General features: G+C 38.0%; 16 protein-coding genes and 2 pseudogenes. 2 read left to right on the forward strand and 16 right to left on the reverse strand.

The genetic code is table 11. From position 1 onward, the window contains the following. From ACFIMM_RS08295 to ACFIMM_RS08305, 3 genes and pseudogenes are all read right to left on the reverse strand, one after another. Positions 1–726 (reverse strand): annotated as a pseudogene (locus tag ACFIMM_RS08295) (hemagglutinin repeat-containing protein); the annotation flags it as partial. A 213-nt stretch (positions 727–939) separates the two neighbouring features. After that, positions 940–1,821 carry an outer membrane protein gene (locus ACFIMM_RS08300; protein ID WP_375682827.1) on the reverse strand — a complete coding sequence of 294 codons (882 nt, stop codon included), beginning with the start codon at positions 1,819–1,821 and terminating at the stop codon, positions 940–942. Between the two features lie 182 nt (positions 1,822–2,003). After that, positions 2,004–2,798 (reverse strand): annotated as a pseudogene (locus ACFIMM_RS08305) (outer membrane protein). On the opposite strand from ACFIMM_RS08305, the gene ACFIMM_RS08310 reads away from it, so the two are divergent. Then, positions 2,728–2,898, forward strand: coding sequence for a hypothetical protein (locus tag ACFIMM_RS08310; protein WP_273790651.1), 171 nt, complete (start codon positions 2,728–2,730; stop codon positions 2,896–2,898). The pseudogene ACFIMM_RS08305 and the gene ACFIMM_RS08310 overlap by 71 nt on opposite strands. A 277-nt stretch (positions 2,899–3,175) precedes the next feature. Here ACFIMM_RS08310 and ACFIMM_RS08315 read toward each other — a convergent pair whose 3' ends face one another. From ACFIMM_RS08315 to ACFIMM_RS08325, 3 genes are all read right to left on the reverse strand, one after another. Next, a complete protein-coding gene (locus tag ACFIMM_RS08315) occupies positions 3,176–4,012 on the reverse strand; it encodes a porin (RefSeq protein ID WP_375613332.1) in 837 nt (278 codons plus the stop codon). Positions 4,013–4,347: 335 nt separating this feature from the next. Beyond that, positions 4,348–5,181 carry an outer membrane protein gene (locus ACFIMM_RS08320; protein WP_375613331.1) on the reverse strand — a complete coding sequence of 278 codons (834 nt, stop codon included), beginning with the start codon at positions 5,179–5,181 and terminating at the stop codon, positions 4,348–4,350. A 1,029-nt stretch (positions 5,182–6,210) separates the two neighbouring features. Further along, a complete protein-coding gene (locus tag ACFIMM_RS08325; RefSeq protein WP_375682826.1) occupies positions 6,211–6,540 on the reverse strand; it encodes a hypothetical protein in 330 nt (109 codons plus the stop codon). 515 nt (positions 6,541–7,055) lie between these two features. Between ACFIMM_RS08325 and ACFIMM_RS08330 the strand changes: the two genes are divergently transcribed. Then, positions 7,056–7,184 carry a hypothetical protein gene (locus ACFIMM_RS08330; RefSeq protein WP_375682825.1) on the forward strand — a complete coding sequence of 43 codons (129 nt, stop codon included), beginning with the start codon at positions 7,056–7,058 and terminating at the stop codon, positions 7,182–7,184. A 451-nt stretch (positions 7,185–7,635) separates the two neighbouring features. Here the strand turns inward: ACFIMM_RS08330 and ACFIMM_RS08335 are convergent, their stop codons facing one another. From ACFIMM_RS08335 to ACFIMM_RS08380, 10 genes are all read right to left on the reverse strand, one after another. Continuing rightward, positions 7,636–8,256 carry a ribonuclease D gene (locus ACFIMM_RS08335; protein WP_273790559.1) on the reverse strand — a complete coding sequence of 207 codons (621 nt, stop codon included), beginning with the start codon at positions 8,254–8,256 and terminating at the stop codon, positions 7,636–7,638. Beyond that, positions 8,249–9,643 (reverse strand): M20/M25/M40 family metallo-hydrolase, encoded by a 1,395-nt coding sequence (locus tag ACFIMM_RS08340; protein WP_375613329.1) that lies wholly within the window; start codon positions 9,641–9,643, stop codon positions 8,249–8,251. The genes ACFIMM_RS08335 and ACFIMM_RS08340 overlap by 8 nt, the downstream gene beginning before the upstream one ends. Positions 9,644–9,727: 84 nt before the next feature. Next, on the reverse strand, positions 9,728–10,603 hold the full coding sequence (gene mutM, locus ACFIMM_RS08345; RefSeq protein WP_375613328.1) for a bifunctional DNA-formamidopyrimidine glycosylase/DNA-(apurinic or apyrimidinic site) lyase: 876 nt from the start codon (positions 10,601–10,603) through the stop codon (positions 9,728–9,730). Between the two features lie 271 nt (positions 10,604–10,874). Then, positions 10,875–12,122: an aminopeptidase gene (locus tag ACFIMM_RS08350; protein ID WP_375682824.1), complete on the reverse strand. Its 1,248-nt coding sequence runs from the start codon at positions 12,120–12,122 to the stop codon at positions 10,875–10,877. 177 nt (positions 12,123–12,299) lie between these two features. Continuing rightward, positions 12,300–13,133: a cell wall hydrolase gene (locus ACFIMM_RS08355; protein WP_375613326.1), complete on the reverse strand. Its 834-nt coding sequence runs from the start codon at positions 13,131–13,133 to the stop codon at positions 12,300–12,302. A gap of 549 nt (positions 13,134–13,682) precedes the next feature. Then, positions 13,683–14,405, reverse strand: coding sequence for a phosphate signaling complex protein PhoU (gene phoU / locus ACFIMM_RS08360; protein ID WP_375638370.1), 723 nt, complete (start codon positions 14,403–14,405; stop codon positions 13,683–13,685). Positions 14,406–14,426: 21 nt separating this feature from the next. Then, positions 14,427–15,185 (reverse strand): phosphate ABC transporter ATP-binding protein PstB, encoded by a 759-nt coding sequence (gene pstB / locus ACFIMM_RS08365; RefSeq protein WP_375611792.1) that lies wholly within the window; start codon positions 15,183–15,185, stop codon positions 14,427–14,429. Between the two features lie 51 nt (positions 15,186–15,236). Next, the gene (gene pstA / locus ACFIMM_RS08370; RefSeq protein ID WP_375611793.1) at positions 15,237–16,526 is read right to left on the reverse strand and encodes a phosphate ABC transporter permease PstA; all 1,290 of its coding nucleotides are present in this window, start codon (positions 16,524–16,526) and stop codon (positions 15,237–15,239) included. Continuing rightward, a complete protein-coding gene (gene pstC, locus ACFIMM_RS08375; protein WP_375611794.1) occupies positions 16,523–17,983 on the reverse strand; it encodes a phosphate ABC transporter permease subunit PstC in 1,461 nt (486 codons plus the stop codon). The genes pstA and pstC overlap by 4 nt, the downstream gene beginning before the upstream one ends. Positions 17,984–18,058: 75 nt before the next feature. Next, positions 18,059–19,105 carry a PstS family phosphate ABC transporter substrate-binding protein gene (locus ACFIMM_RS08380; RefSeq protein ID WP_375611795.1) on the reverse strand — a complete coding sequence of 349 codons (1,047 nt, stop codon included), beginning with the start codon at positions 19,103–19,105 and terminating at the stop codon, positions 18,059–18,061. Between the last annotated feature and the right edge of the window lie 62 nt (positions 19,106–19,167).

Consider the following 19,167-nt stretch of genomic DNA (forward strand, 5'->3'; position numbering starts at 1 on the left):
CTCCTGGTGCTTTCTCTCCTGACGTTTCCTCTGCCTTACCGGCTACGAGCGTCGAGGCTACAACTTCCGTGTTGTTTCCGGAATCAATGGCAATGCCTTCACCCCCTGTTATGCTTGACCCCACAACTTGGCGCACATCCATCTTGTTATGCTCAGATTTACTGCTACTAAACACCCCACCGTCTTTATGGTACGACATCTCATACTGTAAGCTATCCTCTGCATTATTGATCAGGACATCGTTGCTGGCTTTCAGCCCCACCTTGCCATCAGCCGCAATGGAACTACCTGTGATGCTAAGATCATGCGATTTGCCATCCTGCCCTGCAATGACAGTGGTGTCACCTCCCGATTTTATCGAAGAGCCAACGGCATGAGAGGCTTGCATATCCTCTTTCGTATTTTTGGTGCGAAGATGATATTCCATCTCAGCGTTTCTCACCCCTATCGCTATCTCCCTTGGGCGCCAAGAGCAACATTACCCTCGGCATCTATATCGGAAGCAGCAATATGGATATCGCCACCCGAGATAACAGTGGTCTCTTTTCCAGAACTTAGATGAGAGCCATTGTTTAAGGCAACATGAGATGTTTCACTCCCATTCTGATTGTCCAAACTGTTGCGTGTGGCATCAATCGAAACATTCCTCTCAGCTTGCAAGAGAAGTTTATCCTTTGTTTGAACATCAGAGCCTAAGATATTCAAATCTTTTCCAGAGGCATAAGTGGGCTTGATGTACTTTGAAAAATATTTATTTAAAAAAAATGTGTGAATACACAACAACAAGTGTATTCCGTTTAGGGCGTTCTGTTTTGCATGAGGAGTATGATCCCATTAAAAATGAAGAGATTAAGAGGAATAAAATAGAGATAATAAAATAAAGGCCCCGTTAAACGAGGCCTTAGTATTTTTTGTGCTGATAATTTCATTTTTACGAAATTAGAATTTGTAAGCGACACCTACACGGAAGTCATTGGTTTTGTAGTTGAATTCACGTGTATCGTTGGCGAATTTCTTTTTACCAAAATCGGAGTAACGGTATTCTGCACGTAAAAGAACGTTGTCGGTCATTGCAAAGTCAACACCGCCTCCAATAGTGAAACCAACCATTGTCTTCGTGTCATCAGCCCAAGTACCACCAGTCAAATCTACATTTTGCTTAATTGATGGGTTTTCAACCACATCAGCTTTCTGTTCACCTTTAACTCTCTCTCCTTTTCCTGTAACTGATTGAATGCCCTGTACCTGCGCATAGGCAATACCACCAGCAACATAAGGCATAATACGGTCAACAGCAGCAAAACCGATACGAACGCGTGTAGCACCAGACCATTTTTCTTTGTAACTGTGCTTTTCCGTTACCTTGTCACCTATTTCAAACTGTTGCTGACCTTTTAATTCAACCTTAGCTTTTTCAAGGGCAGCATTAAAATCTGCTGCATTTTTTTCAGTAAGAGTCAATTCACGGGCTGTTTTTGATTCTTCACGGTCTGCCCAAACTGCATCGGTTTCAACACCGAGAATGAGACCATTTCCAAGGTCTACGTTAGATCCGGCATAAATCCCACCCATGAAACCAGAAGGACTAGGTGTGTTATCTTTTTTGACAAGTTCTTTATCTTCTCCTGGAATAGTTACTTTAGTTTTACTCGAAAAGTTACCAACTTGACCACCAAGATAAAAGCCTGTCCAAGAAAACGAAGGGGCTGCTGCGATAACTGCTGGGGCTGTTTCACGAGGGATCACCACGTCAGCAGCTTGTGCTGCAGAAGCTGAAATTAAAGCGGCAATAGAAGTTGCTATTAAAGATTTTGTATTCATAATTTTGCTCCTAAATTAACTATAAAATGACCTTACAAGATTATAGATAGAAAAGCTGTAGTAAAAATGTCACAGTCGTACAAATAAAAGCCCAGAAAACAGCGCTTTTGTAAAAGTCAATATCTTTTGGAAATTTAATTTTTTATTAATACTTTTTATTCATAATTGCACTTTTGATGAAATTAGAACTTGTAAGCGATACCTACGTGAAAGTCATTGGTTGTGTAGCCTAGTTTAAGGTAATACTTTTTAAATTCCTTCTTAGCAAAGTCTAAGTAACAGTATTCCGCACGAAGCAGAATATGATCTGTCATCGCGAAATCTATACCACCACCAAGGATAAAACCCTCCATCGTTTTTGTTTTATCAAATACTGTAGCAGAAACTCTTTACTTGGCTTACCCATTTTCCCAACTTTTTTGTTCCTGAAACTTTACCAACACCTTGTATTTGCGCATAAGCAATACCACCAGCCACATAAGGCATAATGCTGTCAGCGACAGAAAAACCAACACGAACCCGTGTTGCACCAGACCATTTTCTTTGAAACCAATGCAATACACTGCTGTGTCACCCTTTTGAAACTTTTCATTTTCATCCAATGTGACACCAGCATCTTTAAATTCATCATTAAAATCATCAAATTCATCAATCGCAAGAATCTTTGAGACCGTCTTCGTCTCTCCTCAGTCTGCCCAGACTGCATCGGTTTCAACACCTAGGACATTTCTAAGATCTACGTTGGAACCTAAAATAAATACCACCTATGAAACCTGAAGGCTTAGGTAGTGCATCTTTATCTGAAGTTTTTTTCTTTTGTCTCTAAATCAAATACATAAACTTTGACTTGAAAAGTTGCCAACTTGACCACCAAGATAAAAACCTGTCTAAGAAAACGAAAGAGCTATGATAACTGTTGGAGCTTTTTTACGAGGAATGACAATATCAGCAGCTTGTGCCGCAGAAGCTGTAGTCATAGCGATAACAAAAGTTGTTACTGAAGATTTTATATTCGTAAACTTTGCTCCTCATTTATTTACGAGCACAGTATTATACGACTACAAAAAAACACTGTAGTAAAATGATACAATCATAGGAAACGAAAGCTGACGCAATATAAAGTCATTTCATAACTTCACGTTTCACAAGAAATTGTAAGTTATGAATACGTATAATTCATTGATTTTACCGCGTAATTATTGCCTGTCGTTTATAAAAATCTTTTTAAGGAAATCTGAATAATATCTTTTACACCGCCAATAAATATGGAGTGTGTAATAATATAACAATAGAAAAAAATAGAGGCCCTGTCTTTGACAGAGCCTCTTGGAAGTTTATTTCGTTGTTGACGAAATTAGAATTTGTATGCAACACCTACACGGAAATCATTGGTTTTGTAAGCTATTTTATCCCCGTCCTTTACAAATGCTTTTTTACCAAAGTCTGAGTAACGGTATTCTGCACGCAACAGAACATTGTCTGTCATTGCAAAGTCAATACCACCACCTACAGTGAAACCAACCATCGTTTTCGTTTCATCAAACACTTTAGCAGAAGCGATTTCGGCACCATCAGCTCCTTCCGCCTTAAGAGAATCGACTATCTGGAGCTGCGTATAAGCAATACCACCAGCAACATAAGGCATAATGCGATCAACGGCTGCAAAACCAACACGAACGCGTGTTGCACCAGACCATTTTTCTTTTATAGAGGTGCTATCTACACGTTTGTCAGTCGCCGCGATACCAGTAATAGTTTTTCCTGTAGCAGGTGTAGCTTTCGCTGCTATAAGCTCATCTTTGAAAGCATCAAGGCCAATTGCTCCAATGACTGCTGAATGCGCTTTTGAATCTTCGCGGTCAGCCCAGACGGCATCAGTTTCAACACCTAGAATGAGGCCATTTCCAAGATCTACGTTGGAACCTACATAAATACCCCCCATGAAACCGGAAGGTTTAGGTGTCCAGTCTTTATCTGTAATTTTCTTTTTTGTTTCTGAATCATATTCATCAACTTTACCTGAAAAGTTACCAACTTGACCACCGATATAAAAGCCTGTCCAAGAAAATGAAGGGGCTGCTGCGATGACTGCTGGGGCTGTTTCACGAGGGATGATAACATCAGCAGCTTGCGCTGCAGAAGCTGCTGCTATAGCGATAACAGAAGTTGTTACTAAAGATTTTATATTCATAAACTTTGCTCCTAATTTATTTATGAGCACAGTGCTACAAGATTACAGAAAGAAAAGCTGTAGTAAAAATGATACAGTCACAGAAAATGGAGGGCACATCCCAGACAAAATCGCTTCATAGCTTGATTTTGTACGAGAAACCTAAAGATATAACATACAAATAAATTATTGATTTTAAATGTAATTATTTTTATTGCTTATGAATTTTTTTGAAGAAAATCTGAATAATATCTTTTCACATCCACAATAAATTATGTCTTGTGTGATAATATGGCAACAGAAAATAACAGAGGCTCTGTCAAAGACAGAGCCTCTGTTATTTAACTTATCATCTGTTAAAATTTGTAAGCAACACCAACACGGAAATCATTGGTTTTGTAAGAAGTCTCATATTTATCATTTGAGAATTTCTTTTTCCCAAAATCTGAGTAACGATATTCCGCACGTACAATAATATTATTGGTCATTGCTAAATCAACACCAGCACCAAGGGTGTAACCAACAAGGGTCTTTGTTTCATCAGACAGAGTACCAGAAGCGATTACTTTGTCTGAATCTTTATCTGTTATTGAAATCAACGCACTATCTTGAAGCTGTGTATAAGCGATACCACCAGCAACATAAGGCATAATGCGTTCAGCTGCAAAACCAATACGTACACGTGTCGCACCAGCCCACTTTTCTTTAAAAGTGAAACTGTGGGTTCGTTTAGCACCAGGTACAAGCGCATCTTTACCAATATTAATTGCAGCGTCTTTTAATACCTTGTTAATATAATTGATGTGTTCTGGGGCAATGACATATGTTTTTCCTGTCTTCGTGTCATCTTTATTAGACCACATGATATCTGTATCAACACCTAAAATAAGGCCATTGCCGAGATCAACGTTGGAACCTGCGTAAAGACCACCCATGAAACCAGATAGTTTAGGCAAAAGGTCATCAGGTGCTGGAATCTTTTTTCCGTTACTGAGAATATCCATTTTCGTCTTACCCGAAAAACCACCAATCTGCCCCCCAACATAAAAACCTGTCCAAGAAAAAGTTGGAGCAACAATAACGGGAGCAACAGGTGTTGGACTGGGGGGAACAATAACATCTGCTGCTTGAGCTGCTGAAGCTGAAACAAAAGCGAAAGCAGAAGCTGTTATTAACCATTTCATATTCATATTTTCTCTCCATAGCTGAATATTTATTTGAACACACCATTTCATATAGAGCCCCATCTTCAGATATCTGTAGCAAAAATGATACACTTATAAAAAAAACAAAAAGCCAATCAAAGTACCCTTAATTGCTTGATCTGTAATAAATGAGAATTAAACTATGCCCATGCACAAATGATCTCTTTTCCTCACGTTTTCTCTCCTTTTATAATTTTGAAAAAAAACTGCGCCACAGTACCCTCCGTGTAAAGCGTGTGCTATTGGAATGAAAATATAATATATTGATTTATAATGAAAAAAATATCTTTTATATTAATTCGTCTGCAATATTGACGATGCTCTTATCTTAAGCTTTTTTATATTAAAGAAACCAAAACCATCCCTCTGCACCTCACAAACGAGCAAGTGTGTGAATAAATAAAACTATTTAAAAGCTAAAATGCTTCCTATTAATACTCTCAATATTGTAATAGTGAAGACCGTTACAATATTGAGAGCAGCTAAATCTAACTGTTCCATTTAAATTCATACAAACAACGTTTTTAGCTTCATCCTTCGCATAACCAAATGTGAATAGCTCTTTGATTGTTTTTTCATCATTGTAAAGAATGCTTGTACCCGACAGAACAAGATCTTCACTACCCCATGAACTGCAACAAGATTACATGCAATTTCATCACGCTTGCTCTTTGTTTTTAATTTAGGCATTTATTCCTTTTTGACATACTTACCATTTTTTTCTTCTCTCAACCTTATAGTAAAGTCTTTTTCAGAGCTTCAGCCTTATTTGTAGGCTATCATTTCATACTCCTTTACAAGACGAAATTGAAAAAAATACCTAAAGACAGACAACCGGTATGATAAACATTAAAACTTATATAGAAATCTCCTTAAAGCTGAAAAAATGAGAAATCTTTCTTAAAGTTTTCAAACCACCCCTTGCTTTAAAAATCATGAATTTGACAGAAAAAATATCCCTCTTTTTCAACTTCAAAGCATATATTATACTTTTTGATGTTGTTTTTTCACTTTTTAAAAACTCATTGGACCTCGTGCAAATAGGTTTGTCCGTCCTTTTTTCCCTGGTCTTCTTTTAGGATAATGATCTCTTTTTTTACCAGAATGTAACACAGGTACTAACTTAGCTGCTGTTATGCATTCGCTGTTATTTGTGCAAGAAAGTTCTATCTGAAAAACTTCAGATAATAACTTGCAAAGCTGTTCAGCAGAAAAAAAACCTATTGGAGGAACAGTCGAAGATGCTCTCTGTATAAGATTTTGAGACGCTAAAAAACTTGCACCTTGAGCCATAGAGATTGAAGCAAAAGTAGCAAAAGCTGTAATAAAATATTTTATATTCATAAATTTAACCTCATCAAATATTCATAATGGATTTTATCTAGTGCCTTCATTGCAAATTTCCAGAGAAAAATAATGTGTTTATAGATAAAAAGTGAAAATCCTTAAAAATAAAGCTTTGGAGCATTTTGCTTTTAAAATAAAAGCAAATTGCCCTGCTCTGCCAACATAGAAATTACTTATTGAGTAATAAATAAAGGCACGAAGTATCGTCTGAAAATAATAAACTATACGAACTTCATATAATATACTGATTTATAATGATAATTTAGCATTATTCATATTGACTGAGAACCCTAAACATCATAAGATTCTCTCATTCAAAATCTTTTTCATGTTGAATCAATTAAAACCATTTGTTTGCACGTTATAAGTTGGAAGAGCTGTGTGGATAAAAAACACTAAAAAGACTAAAATGTCTCTTATGAACCGTGCCAAGGGCTACACAACATTGGGAGTTGGAAAGTGGTGTGATGGTAGCAGCTTGTTACTCCGTAAGCGTAAAATGGGAGTGCTCAATGAATTTTATATCATATTTTTGGGGGCTTTATCGTTATACCATTCATAAGCGCCGCTGTAAAATGGATTTGGGTGCCGGTTTCTTTAAAAAAGCACATGAATTAGCAACACAAATATATTCCGTTTAGGGCGTTCTGTTTTACACGAAGAACGTAAATCCATTAAAAACATGAGGCAATGCGTAATCTCTATTATTTAACAGACATTGCTTTAAATACTTGTGAGAGTCGTAAAGCCGAATTAAAAATGATGGTAAAGATGAGATTTGTTTTTTACATTTACACATTCATATTCTCCCCCAATTAGGCTGTATACTGGTTGCAGAGATTTAAGTCTTCCAACCTACCGTATGTTTTCAGCCTCTCCTCAAAATTGCTTTGTTTCAAATAAAAGCTGTTACAAAAATAAAAAATATGAATTCGCAAAAGTACTTTTATTACCTAAACTTCAAATGAAATAGCACTTAAGAATTTATTATAATTCTTATCAGAAAAGATGAGAGGATAAAATGTCCATAATGTACAAGCATTTTGTCCTCTCACATCAATAATTAACTCCATTAAAAAGCCAATTTTAAAGTTAGCTATGCGCAAAAATATCAACTTCCGCCCATCCTAAAAGATCAAGCCTAGCTCTCATAGGCAAAAATTGAAAGCATGCCTTGGCAACATTTTCTCGCTCTTCACGTCTTAAACGTTCTTCAAATATAACCTTTAAACGATGCAAATATAACACATCCGACGCAGCATATTCAATTTGCGCCTGTGATAACGTTTCTGCCGCCCAATCCGAAGATTGTTGCTGTTTAGAAATATTCACATTCAGCAATTCATTACAAATTTCTTTCAAGCCATGACGATCCGTGTAAGTACGCGTGAGTTTCGAAGCAATCTTTGTACAAAAAATAGCCTCTGGCATAACACCAAATGTATGTGCTAAAATAGCAAGATCAAAACGCCCAAAATGGAATATTTTTACGACTGCTTTATCTTTAAGAAGCTTGACCAAATTAGGTGCATTCTTTTGTCCTTTAGCAATCTGTATAATATCAGCAGTACCATCTCCAGAAGAAAGCTGAACAACGCATAAACGATCACGATGGGGTTGTAATCCTAAAGTTTCGGTATCAATCGCAACAGCATCAGTTTGATAATTATCTAAGTTTGGTAAATCACCTTGATGAACACGAATCTCAGCCATTTACCCTCCTATTTGCTAAAGCTGCAAGAATACGCGCCCAAGACCGCTGCCCCTTATGAAACGATTTTAAATTATACTTTTCATTAGGAGAATGAATACGGTCATCAGCCAATCCAAAACCAACCAAAAGAGTTTCCATACCAAGAATTGACCGAAAATCTGCTACAATTGGGATCGAGCCCCCCATGGCTGTTAAGACAGCGGGCACTTCCCACTCTTGTGATAAGGCATCCTTCGCCTCCTTGATAAAAGATGAATCATCAGAAATCTGAAGTGCCGGAGAAGAACCGTGATTCTTAAATTCAACCTTACAATCAGCAGGAATTGAGCTACGTACATAATCACGCAACGCTTGGCGTATTTTCTCTGGATCTTGCTTATGCACCAAACGACACGATACTTTTGCACTCGCTTGAGAAGCAATAACTGTTTTCATCCCCTCCCCTTCATAGCCGCCACTAATACCATTAATTTCCATGGTAGGACGTGCCCATACAAGCTCTAAAATGCTCCGCCCTTTTTCACCAGCTGGAACGGAAAGTCCTATAGGACCAAGAAAATTTTCAGCAGTACAATTAAGTGCATTCCATGATTGTAAAATCTGTGGAGGTGTTTCTTCTACGCCATCATAAAAACCAGGAAGTGTTGCCCTATTATTTTCATCGTGAAGTCCTGCTAAGATTTTCGTTAAAATACGAATGGGATTAGCTGCTACTCCTCCAAAATAACCAGAATGTAAATCACGATTCGCTGCTGTGATAATAATCTCTTCTGCCATAATTCCCCGAAGAGAAAGAGCAATAGATGGTGTATCCGCATCCCACATTGACGTGTCACAAACCAATGCATAATCTGCCTTAAGTTCATCTGTATTTGCTTTTAAAAAAGGAATAAGGGAAGGAGAAGCACATTCTTCTTCTCCCTCAAATAAAACAGTAACTTTAATAGGAAGCTGCCCTGTTTCTTTCTTAAATGCACGACATGCTTCAATAAAAGTCATCAACTGACCTTTGTCATCTGAAGCTCCACGAGCACAAATAACTTTCTCTCCATCTCTCTCTTTTAAAGAAGGTGTAAATGGATCATCCTCCCATAAACTCAATGGATCAACAGGTTGAACATCATAATGTCCGTAAAACAGCACATGCAAACAATCATCTGAAGGTCCAGGATGATGCCCAACAACCATTGGATGCCCCGGCGTATCACGGCGTGAAGCCTCAAAACCGATGCTTTTTAAATCCTCCACTAACCAATCAGCTGCTTTACGACATGCATCCTTGTAAGCCGAGTCTGTAGAAATCGATTGAAAACGTAAAAGAGAAAAAAGGCGTTCAAGGCTCTTCTCTATATTTCCATCAAGATGTGTTAGTACTTTATTCAGCATAAAAAAAACCTTTCAAGCCTTGTGTAATTATATTATAGATGCGATGACTTTAAGCCTCTTGTAAGATTTTGCAAGACACCTTATTCATTTTTGACATTGTGAGCAGTAAAAACTTGAACGTCCAGCCTGTAAAATGCGCATAATAGGCGCTCCACATTCCAAACATTGCTTGCCTTCTCGTCCATAAACTGAAAAAGCATGCTGAAAATAACCAAGCGAACCATCTATATGCATATAATCACGTAAAGAAGAGCCACCAGACAAAATGGCTTCAGAAATCACATTGCGTATATTTTGTGCTAAAGAATCTGCAAATTCACGTGCACGTGCCGTTTTTGATGCTAATGTAAATGCACCACGTTGTGGAGACAAACGACTCCGCCAAAGTGCTTCACAAACATAAATATTCCCAAGACCTGCAACAATAGACTGATCAAGTAAAACACCCTTGAGAGACATTTTTTTATTAACAAAAGCCTTTTGTAAATAACGACCAGAAAACGAATTACTTATAGGTTCAAGACCTAGCTTATTTAAAAGTGGATGTTCATAAAGCTTATCCGTATCGACTAAAAGCATAAACCCAAAGCGACGCACATCATTATAAATAAGACGATAAACGTCACCATTCTTTGTCTGAATATCCATGACAAAATGATCATGTTTAACTAATTTACTTGACGCTGAACAAGCTTTTCTTAAAAAATCATTCTCTATACGCCATGAACCAGACATTCCTAAATGGCTTAAAATCGTTTCATCCTGAGAAAGATGAAATAATAAATATTTCGCACGCCGACCAAGTTCTATAATTGTTCTGCCAATAAGGCGCTCAGAAAAAGCCTCAGGAAAAGGAAAGCGCAAATCTCTACGATTAAGTTTGACAGATACTATCTTTGCATCAGTTACAACGGACTCAAGTCCACGACGAACTGTCTCTACTTCAGGAAGCTCAGGCATTACTCTTCTTTAATAATTATACACTTTCCAATCGTATCACTGATAAATTGACTTCTTCCCCCCTCAAAAAACGAAGACTTCCTCTACATCTACTAAACAAATTCTTGATGAGTCGATTTTACTTGGATTCCTACTCATGTGAATCATTTAACTAAAGGCTTTATGGACAAACCCTGCCTTGAATATATACCACACACTCTAAAATACTTAACGTATCAATAAAGCTTACATCCCACCCCACCTCAAATGACCGCGTTTTATGGTAACAAAATTAAGCCCATTCACCCTTACGAAATACAGGAACTCTTACACCATCTTGGGTAATGCCATCTATGTCAATTTCACCAGAACCAATCATCCAGTCAATATGAATGACACTTTTATTCCCACCACGTGCTGCAATCTCTTCTGACGTCAATGATGCCCCATCTAAAAAGCATTTGGAATAACACTGCCCTAAAGCAATATGACATGCAGCATTTTCATCAAATAAGGTATTATAAAAAAGGAGGTCACTCTTAGAAATTGGTGAAGAATGGGGCACAAGGGCAACTTCGCCCAACCGGCTTGCACCCTCATCACTTTGCAAAACCTGCTGTAAAACTTCTTGGCCTGTTGATGCACGAGCCTCAACAATACGCCCGGCTTCAAAACGTACTTCAATATTATCAATCAGAGTTCCTTGATAGGAAAGGGGCTTTGTTGAGCGAACGAAACCTTCAACCTTATGAGCATGAGGAGTCGTGAAAACTTCTTCTGTCGGAATATTCGGATTGCAAATAACACCATTTTGAGCAACGGATGCACCACCATGCCATTCATGATCATCTGCCAAACCAACAGTTAAATCAGTCCCTGGCCCTGTAAAGTGTAAGGCAGAAAAACGCTGCTCATTAAGCCAAGATGACCGTTTCTTCAAATGTGCATTATGAACAGTCCACGCCTGCACCGGATCTTCTCCTGTAACACGTGAAGCAGAAAAAATTGCATCGGCTAATTTTTTAATCGCCTCATTAAGTGGTAAAGAAGGAAACATTGCCTCAGCCCATCCTGCTGTTGGATAAGCAACAATCGACCAATTCATAGCAAAATTTGATATTTGCTTGAGTGCCGGCTGGTAAGCTATTGAAGTGGCTTTATTTAAACGTGAAACCTTATCAAAATCCTGATTGGAAAGGAGCAAAGGATTATCACCAACAATCGCTAAACGCGCTGCCCCATTTTCAAAAGCCTTTGCCATTCCCTCATAAAGCCAAGAAGGGGCACAATCAAAACTAGCTGTATGGGCATTTTCAAACCGTGTAAGCGATAACATATCATCACTAAAAATTGGTGTAATGACACCAGCACCAACCTTATAAGCATGATATGCAATACGCCGAACAAAAGGTAACGCTGAAACTGGAGCAGTTAAAACAAGATCCTGCCCCTCTTGTAAATTCAACCCCACTTTCACTGTAATTTCTGCAAGACGATTAAGCATTTCAGGCAAAATTGTCTCATGAATATCAAAGTACATTACCAATACCCTTCTTTAAATAGAATGCGTTCTTTATGTCGTCATATTATAAATTGTTTTTCAGATCCTTTGAGTTCGCTTTCTCTACGTATATTTATGCGTATCATTATCGCTAAAATTCACTTAATTCATAAACCGCAATGGGTATATCATCCTTCTTTGGTCATGAAAAACTTACTAGTTCCTGTGTCGTTTTTCTAACATTGCAACAATTGCATTTAACTGATCAGATGAAGGTAAAACCATAATCGTTTTATTTTCCTCTTTCCTAGCTAGATGTTGAGGTGCATAGGCAGGGATAGGAACTTTATCAAGCTGTACCATAGCAAAAGGCGCAGGATGTGCCATCTTGGACTGTGCTACTTCTGTCGAAGGAGATGTACTTTTCTCTGCCTTTACGCCCCTACTCTCTAAGCCTTCATCTATAAAGCTTGGCGCATGACCAGAACGTTCTTGAGCAAAAGCATAAGCAACATCATAAGGGCGATTATTTGTAGGAACTTGAAGCTCTCCATCACGTGATCGTTTTTCATAAAAAGCATTTCCCCCTGCAACCTGAACATAATGCATGTTTTTATACGGAAAAGACAAACCAGCGGTATGAAAAAACTTAGCGTGTTTAACTTTCTTATCTCGTTCACCCCGTAAAACGGCATCAGCCGCCTCTCTTACACGAGCAACAGATGCTTTCTCCGTCATAGGACGCGTTAAAACACCAGGAGCAAATTGCCTATATTGACCAACAACACCACAAATCGTCTTAGGATAGGCGGTTGAATTAACACGATTCATAACAACCGTTCCAACGGCAATCATTCCTTCACGGCTTGTGCGATTTGATTCAAAATACATCGCTCGCATAAGACATTGACGCTCTGTCAATGGATATGTAACCGCTTTTGTCTTATTATTATTTATTTTTCCAGCATCTAAATGACTTGAAGCACATCCCACAACAACTAACGGCGCTACACAACAGGTAACAAAAACATTCCAACGATTTTTTTTCATCTTATGCAACACATTCCTATAATCTCTGAGATATTCAAGTCTTGAAATGAGCTTTAAATGTATCTCTCAATAAAGTACATAGCTAATTGTTACCACTCAGTAAAATTTTAATACAAGAGGTAATCAAAAAGTATCTATGCAAAATAAAAAATAAAAAACTCTTAATTTACAGATCGATATTGTTATTCTTCATGGTTCAATATAGGCTATAATAACCCACACGTTTCAATTACAATAAAGTAACACTATCCACTTCTTCTACATACGAAAAAATAATACAGATATCCCCTTTAATATAAAATTTTAACAAAATGATCTGAAAGGAAATTCCCCTAGAAAACTCCCCTCCTGCCACAATACGAGTGATGATATCATCCAATATACAAATATGTCAAACCAAGAGTTAACAATCTGCCATGCTTCTCTGAAAAAACTCTTTGTTGCTTCTTTGTGCTTTGCCATAAAATGGTTATCTTATTCTTCTTATAGCTGCACTGTAAGAAAATACTCATATATCTACAAACTTATTTTATACATATAAGAAAAATTTTAATCTATTTTCTTCTCACCTACCCCAACTTTATAAGTAAGGTCATCACGAGGACGATCAGAGGACATATGGTAACCCGTTATGATATAATGCAGCATTTCAGCAATATTAGTAACATGATCACCAATTCGTTCAATATTCTTTAAACAAAACAGTAAGTGCGTACAAACCGTAATATTGCGCATATCTTCCATCATATACGTCAAAAGTTCACGAAAAAGAAAAGTATACAAAGCATCAATCTTCTCATCACGCTCACGCACCGCGTCAACACGCTCTAATAGGCGACTCGTATAAGCATTTAAGACTTCTTTTAATTGATTGAGTGCTAAAGCTGTAATTGTTTCAAGCCCATGATAAACAGAAGCAGATTGACGTATTTCTGAAAGTGCAACAGTCCTTTTAGCAATGTTTTTTGCCATATCCCCAATCCGTTCAAGATCAGAAGAAATACGAATGGCTCCAATAATTTCACGCAAATCGACAGCCATCGGTTGGCGTTTGCAAATAATAGCAACCGCTTTTTCATCAATGTCACGTTCTGCTTCATCTAAAAACACATCATCGGCAATCACTGTCGTTGCAAGTTGAAGATCACTACTCACAACCGATGCGACAGAACGTTCAATCATCCTTTCTGCATGGCTCCCCATTTCTGTAATCCTTACTCTTAAATATTTTAGTTCTGCATCATAAGAACGGACAGTATGTTTCATAGACATATCTTACACTCCTCAATTCACCTATCCAAAACGCCCCGTAATATAATCTTGTGTCCGTTGCTCTTTTGGTGAGGTAAAGATCATTTCAGTCGCACCAACTTCTACCAAATGCCCTAAATGAAACATAGCCGTATATTGAGAAACACGTGCGGCCTGTTGCATGGAATGCGTTACGATAACAATTGTATAATTTTGCCGTAACGCATCGATAAGCTCTTCAATCCGTGCTGTTGCAATGGGATCAAGAGCTGAACAGGGCTCATCCATCAAAATAACTTCAGGACTAACCGCAATAGCACGTGCAATACACAAACGCTGTTGTTGTCCCCCTGATAAACTTGTTCCAAGATCATGAAGGCGGTCTTTTACTTCTTCAAACAAACCTGCCTGCCTCAAACTCTTTTCAACGACATCATGCAATTCAGAGCGTGTTTTAACTAAACCATGAATGCGTGGACCATACGCAACATTCTCAAATATAGATTTTGGAAAAGGGCTGGGCTTTTGAAAAACCATTCCAACACGAGCGCGCAATTCTACAACATCAATCCGTGTGTCATAAATATTCTCCCCATCTAAGGTAATAAGACCAGTTGTTTTAGCGCCTTCAATTGTATCATTCATACGGTTAAAACAACGCAAAAAAGTTGACTTTCCGCATCCTGATGGACCAATCAAAGCAGTTACTTGATGTTCAGGAATATCAAGTGTAATACCGTGGAGTGCTTCTTTATCTCCGTAAGAAACCTTCACATCCTGACCGCGCATTTTAATCTTCATTACAAAAATTCACCTTACAAAAATCTTATCAAAGCTGTTGTTTTATTAAAATTACTGGCGGCGTTCAAATCGTCGACGTAAAAAAACCGCAGAAATATTCATGATCGCAAGAAAAATCATCAATACAATAATAGCACCTGATGTCTTTTCAACAAAAGCACGCTCTGCTTCACCCGCCCACATAAAAATTTGAACAGGCAAAGCCGTTGCTGGATCCATGGGGGTCGTAGGAATATTAACAACAAAAGCAACCATTCCAATCAAAAGCAAAGGAGCTGTTTCACCCAAAGCCTGAGCGACTCCAATAATTGTGCCTGTTAAAATGCCAGGCGCAGCTAAAGGAACAACATGATGAAAAATCATTTGTGTTTTTGATGCTCCCAACCCCAAAGCTGCAGAACGAATAGAGAGAGGAACAGCACGCAGAGCAGAACGTGTTGCAATAATGATCGTGGGAAGAGTCATGAGCGCTAAAACAAGACCACCAACAAAAGAGGCTGAACGTGGTAATCCTAAAAAATTAACAAAAAAAGAGAGTCCTAAAAGACCAAACACAATTGAAGGAACAGCTGCAAGATTATTGATATTAACCTCTATAAAATCTGTAAATTTATTTTTGCGTGCATATTCTTCTAAATAAAGAGCCGTTGCTATGCCTATCGGAAGGGAAACTAATAAAACGATGCCTATCATATAAAGAGAACCAATGATCGCAACACCTAATCCCGCAGTCTCAGGACGACTTGAAGCGCCAAATGTAAAAAAACCAATATTAAATGTTTTATAAAGCGTACCATCATGCGCTAAACGCTTTATCCATTCTATTTGTCGATTAGAAACTTTACGGTTTTTTTCTGCTACACGCAGATCAATCTGTCCCTTATAAGCAGAATCAATATCCGCAGATGCCAAAACTTTAACTTTTTGCATTGTGCCAATCAGTTTTGGATTTTTTGTCACCATTTCACGCAGTTGAACACGGACACCATTTGAAAACATACGGTTAACGTCCAAAAGAGAGGCTCGATCATTTTGATTGATATTAAGTTTCTTCGCTAAAGCATTGCGTACAAGAAGTGGATAATTCGCCGTCATGAGCACTTGTGGTTTTGTTTTACGTTGACCACTTGGATCAATGATCTTTTCATCCAAATAAATCGATAATGTCATTTCACTTTGAAAAAAAGCTGTATAACCCTGACTAATGATAGACCATAAAAGCGTAAATAAAAAAAATAAACCAATAAAAATGGCAATCAAACCATAGGCACGAAAACGACGTTCAGCCCAATACCGACGCTTGAGACTAATATTGCGACGAGGAAAAAAATCTTCATTCATTCATATTGTTCCCGATATTTACGCACAATATAAAGAGCTAGAATATTCATCAAAAGTGTCATAACAAAGAGCGTCATCCCTAAGGCAAAAGCCACCAGAGTTTGTGGAGAATTAAACTCAAAATCACCGGTCAATTGATTAACAATCTTAACAGTCATCGTAGTCATTGCTTCGAAAGGATTGAGTGTTAAATTTGCTGCAACACCTGCCGCCAAAACCACAATCATTGTTTCTCCAATTGCACGCGATGCCGTCAACAAAATAGCCCCCATAATCCCTGGAAGCGCTGCTGGTATAACAACTTTTTTAATTGTTTCAGATTGCGTTGCGCCTAAACCATAAGAACCTTCACGTAAAATGCGTGGAACAGCCGTAATAACATCATCCGATAAAGAGGAAACAAAAGGTATCAACATAATTCCCATCACAACTCCAGCAGTCAAAACACTTTGTGCCATAATAAAACTAACCCCGTCTGAGAGAGAAGCAGAGAGATCTCGTAAAAATGGTCCCACAACCTTCAAAGCAAAAAAGCCATAAACAATCGTTGGAATGCCAGCAAGAACTTCTAACAATGGCTTCACAATTGCTCGCAATCGCGCAGAAGCATACTCCGCCATATAAAGAGCTGAAAATAGTCCTATAGGTACAGCAAAAAGCATGGCAACAAATGCAATATAAAGCGTACCAGCAAGAAGCGGTATTAGACCAAATTGTCCTACTTCATCGCTGGAACCGCTCGCGGAAAAACGCGGATCCCAAACTGTTCCTAAAAAGAAATTTGAAAAGGATACAGACTGAAAAAAGCTTACTGTCTGAAAAAGCATAGAAAGCGCAATGGCTATTGTTGTCAAGACTGCAACAATAGATGCACAAATCAATCCAATAATAATAAAAGATTCAACCTTATTACGGGCACGTTGATGAGGCGCAATTTGCATCATTCCACAGATAAAACCAAAGGACGCAATAGCAAAAAGAAAAACATAACCTATAAACTTAAGCTTTTCAGAAGAGAATACCCACGACTGTGCTATTTTGAACACATCATCCGATGCTTCATCGGATAAAATCAATCCCTTCGCGAGTAATTGTGCCTGCACTTCCTTATAGGAAGCGGTAGAAAGATTCCCCTCAAAGCGATGAATCTTTTTGACGAGACTTCGAAGTGTCTCCCAAAGTAGATCGTGATTTACAGGCTCTGTTACATGCGCACTATACGCCCCCAGCTCTCGAGAGGCATTATATTCTAAATAAATTGTACTCCCAGCATCCCAAACAATTAAAAAAATAAAAGCTGGAATAACAGTAATCAAAAATGTCCACCAGCCATAATAATACGCACGAGAATGCATTTTATGTTGTCTGTATTCAAGAATGCGTGCTCGCATATAAGAAATACAAAAGCCACAAAATCCAAAAATCAATAATAGCAAAACAATGAAGGAAATGCGCATTTTATCTTTCAGTTTTTATAAAAAAATAGCACCCAAATTTCCTATCTCAGAAATCCAACAAATTTTCCCTGCAAATTATTTCAATGTCATTACTCGACCAGCAGAAAAATCAGAACGCTGTGCTTGACGTTCCTTTTCAGGAGAAACAATCAAACCATATTCAGCCAAAGGACCCTCTGGACCAATCATTTGATCAGAAAGAAAAAAATCAACATACTCTCGCAAACCTGAAATAATACCTAAATGTGCTTTCTTAATATAGAAAAAAAGCGGACGAGAAACCGGATATTGTCCACTAGAAATCGTCTCAACTGTTGGCGCAAAACCGTTAATATCGGCAACCTTTAGCCTATCAGCATTATTTTGATAAAAAGACAAACCAAAAATACCAACCCCTGTTTTATTAGAAATTAGACGCGCAAATGTTTCAGAATAATCACCATCAATATCAACCGCTTTTCCATCCTTACGTACCGCAATACAAGCAGTGTGTATCTCCTTATCATCCATTCCTAAAGACTTCATCACCTCAACTGCCCCACTCTCTTTACACCCCTCAGTAAGTAATTTTTCCTCAAAAACTTCACGTGTCCCATGCTTCTCCCCAGGAATATACGCTGCTATCGTCCAATCAGGAAGAGCACTATTGACTGCACTCCATTTCAAAACATTATTCGGTTGCAACTTTCCGTCTATAATAATTCGAGCAGCAAGGGCTTTATAAACATCTACTGGCTGTAATTTCCAATCAGGTCCCTTAATATCAGTTGCAAAAACAATGCCATCATACCCAATACGTATTTCCTCAACATCTTTTACACCAGCATCAAAACAAGACTGTAATTCACTCGGTTTCATTGCTCGCGAAGCATTAACAATATCAACAGTGTTCTCCCCAATACCACGGCAGAATTCCTTAATACCAGCTCCTGTTCCTCCCGATTCGATAACAGGAACCTTAAAATGGGGATAAATTTCTCCAAATGTTTCAGCAACAATCTTTTGATAAGGTAAAACTGTAGATGAACCAGTAATCTGTATTTGATCGCGCGCATTGCCTCCATTTGCTGACAGCAGTAGCGCAAAAATCAATCCCACTCCAATTGATAATACTTTGTTCATCTATAAACTCCCTAAAAATTGAAAACAAAGCCTCTTAATTTATATTATACGGTCATTCTAGT

This window comes from Bartonella sp. AP258QHHD (assembly GCF_042196145.1).
Classification (GTDB): domain Bacteria; phylum Pseudomonadota; class Alphaproteobacteria; order Rhizobiales; family Rhizobiaceae; genus Bartonella.

Excerpts from the sequence above, each read along its gene's own strand:
- ACFIMM_RS08335 (WP_273790559.1), bottom strand. The coding sequence starts at position 8,256 with ATGGCTGAGATTCGTGTTCATCAAGGTGATTTACCAAACTTAGATAAT.
- ACFIMM_RS08340 (WP_375613329.1), bottom strand. The coding sequence starts at position 9,643 with ATGCTGAATAAAGTACTAACACATCTTGATGGAAATATAGAGAAGAGC.
- ACFIMM_RS08355 (WP_375613326.1), bottom strand. The coding sequence starts at position 13,133 with ATGAAAAAAAATCGTTGGAATGTTTTTGTTACCTGTTGTGTAGCGCCG.
- phoU (WP_375638370.1), bottom strand. The coding sequence starts at position 14,405 with ATGTCTATGAAACATACTGTCCGTTCTTATGATGCAGAACTAAAATAT.
- pstC (WP_375611794.1), bottom strand. The coding sequence starts at position 17,983 with ATGCGCATTTCCTTCATTGTTTTGCTATTATTGATTTTTGGATTTTGT.
- mutM (WP_375613328.1), bottom strand. The coding sequence starts at position 10,603 with ATGCCTGAGCTTCCTGAAGTAGAGACAGTTCGTCGTGGACTTGAGTCC.
- pstB (WP_375611792.1), bottom strand. The coding sequence starts at position 15,185 with ATGAAGATTAAAATGCGCGGTCAGGATGTGAAGGTTTCTTACGGAGAT.
- ACFIMM_RS08330 (WP_375682825.1), top strand. The coding sequence starts at position 7,056 with ATGAATTTTATATCATATTTTTGGGGGCTTTATCGTTATACCATTCAT.
- ACFIMM_RS08325 (WP_375682826.1), bottom strand. The coding sequence starts at position 6,540 with ATGAATATAAAATATTTTATTACAGCTTTTGCTACTTTTGCTTCAATC.
- ACFIMM_RS08320 (WP_375613331.1), bottom strand. The coding sequence starts at position 5,181 with ATGAATATGAAATGGTTAATAACAGCTTCTGCTTTCGCTTTTGTTTCA.
- ACFIMM_RS08310 (WP_273790651.1), top strand. The coding sequence starts at position 2,728 with ATGATAACTGTTGGAGCTTTTTTACGAGGAATGACAATATCAGCAGCT.
- ACFIMM_RS08380 (WP_375611795.1), bottom strand. The coding sequence starts at position 19,105 with ATGAACAAAGTATTATCAATTGGAGTGGGATTGATTTTTGCGCTACTG.
- ACFIMM_RS08350 (WP_375682824.1), bottom strand. The coding sequence starts at position 12,122 with ATGTACTTTGATATTCATGAGACAATTTTGCCTGAAATGCTTAATCGT.
- ACFIMM_RS08300 (WP_375682827.1), bottom strand. The coding sequence starts at position 1,821 with ATGAATACAAAATCTTTAATAGCAACTTCTATTGCCGCTTTAATTTCA.
- pstA (WP_375611793.1), bottom strand. The coding sequence starts at position 16,526 with ATGAATGAAGATTTTTTTCCTCGTCGCAATATTAGTCTCAAGCGTCGG.
- ACFIMM_RS08315 (WP_375613332.1), bottom strand. The coding sequence starts at position 4,012 with ATGAATATAAAATCTTTAGTAACAACTTCTGTTATCGCTATAGCAGCA.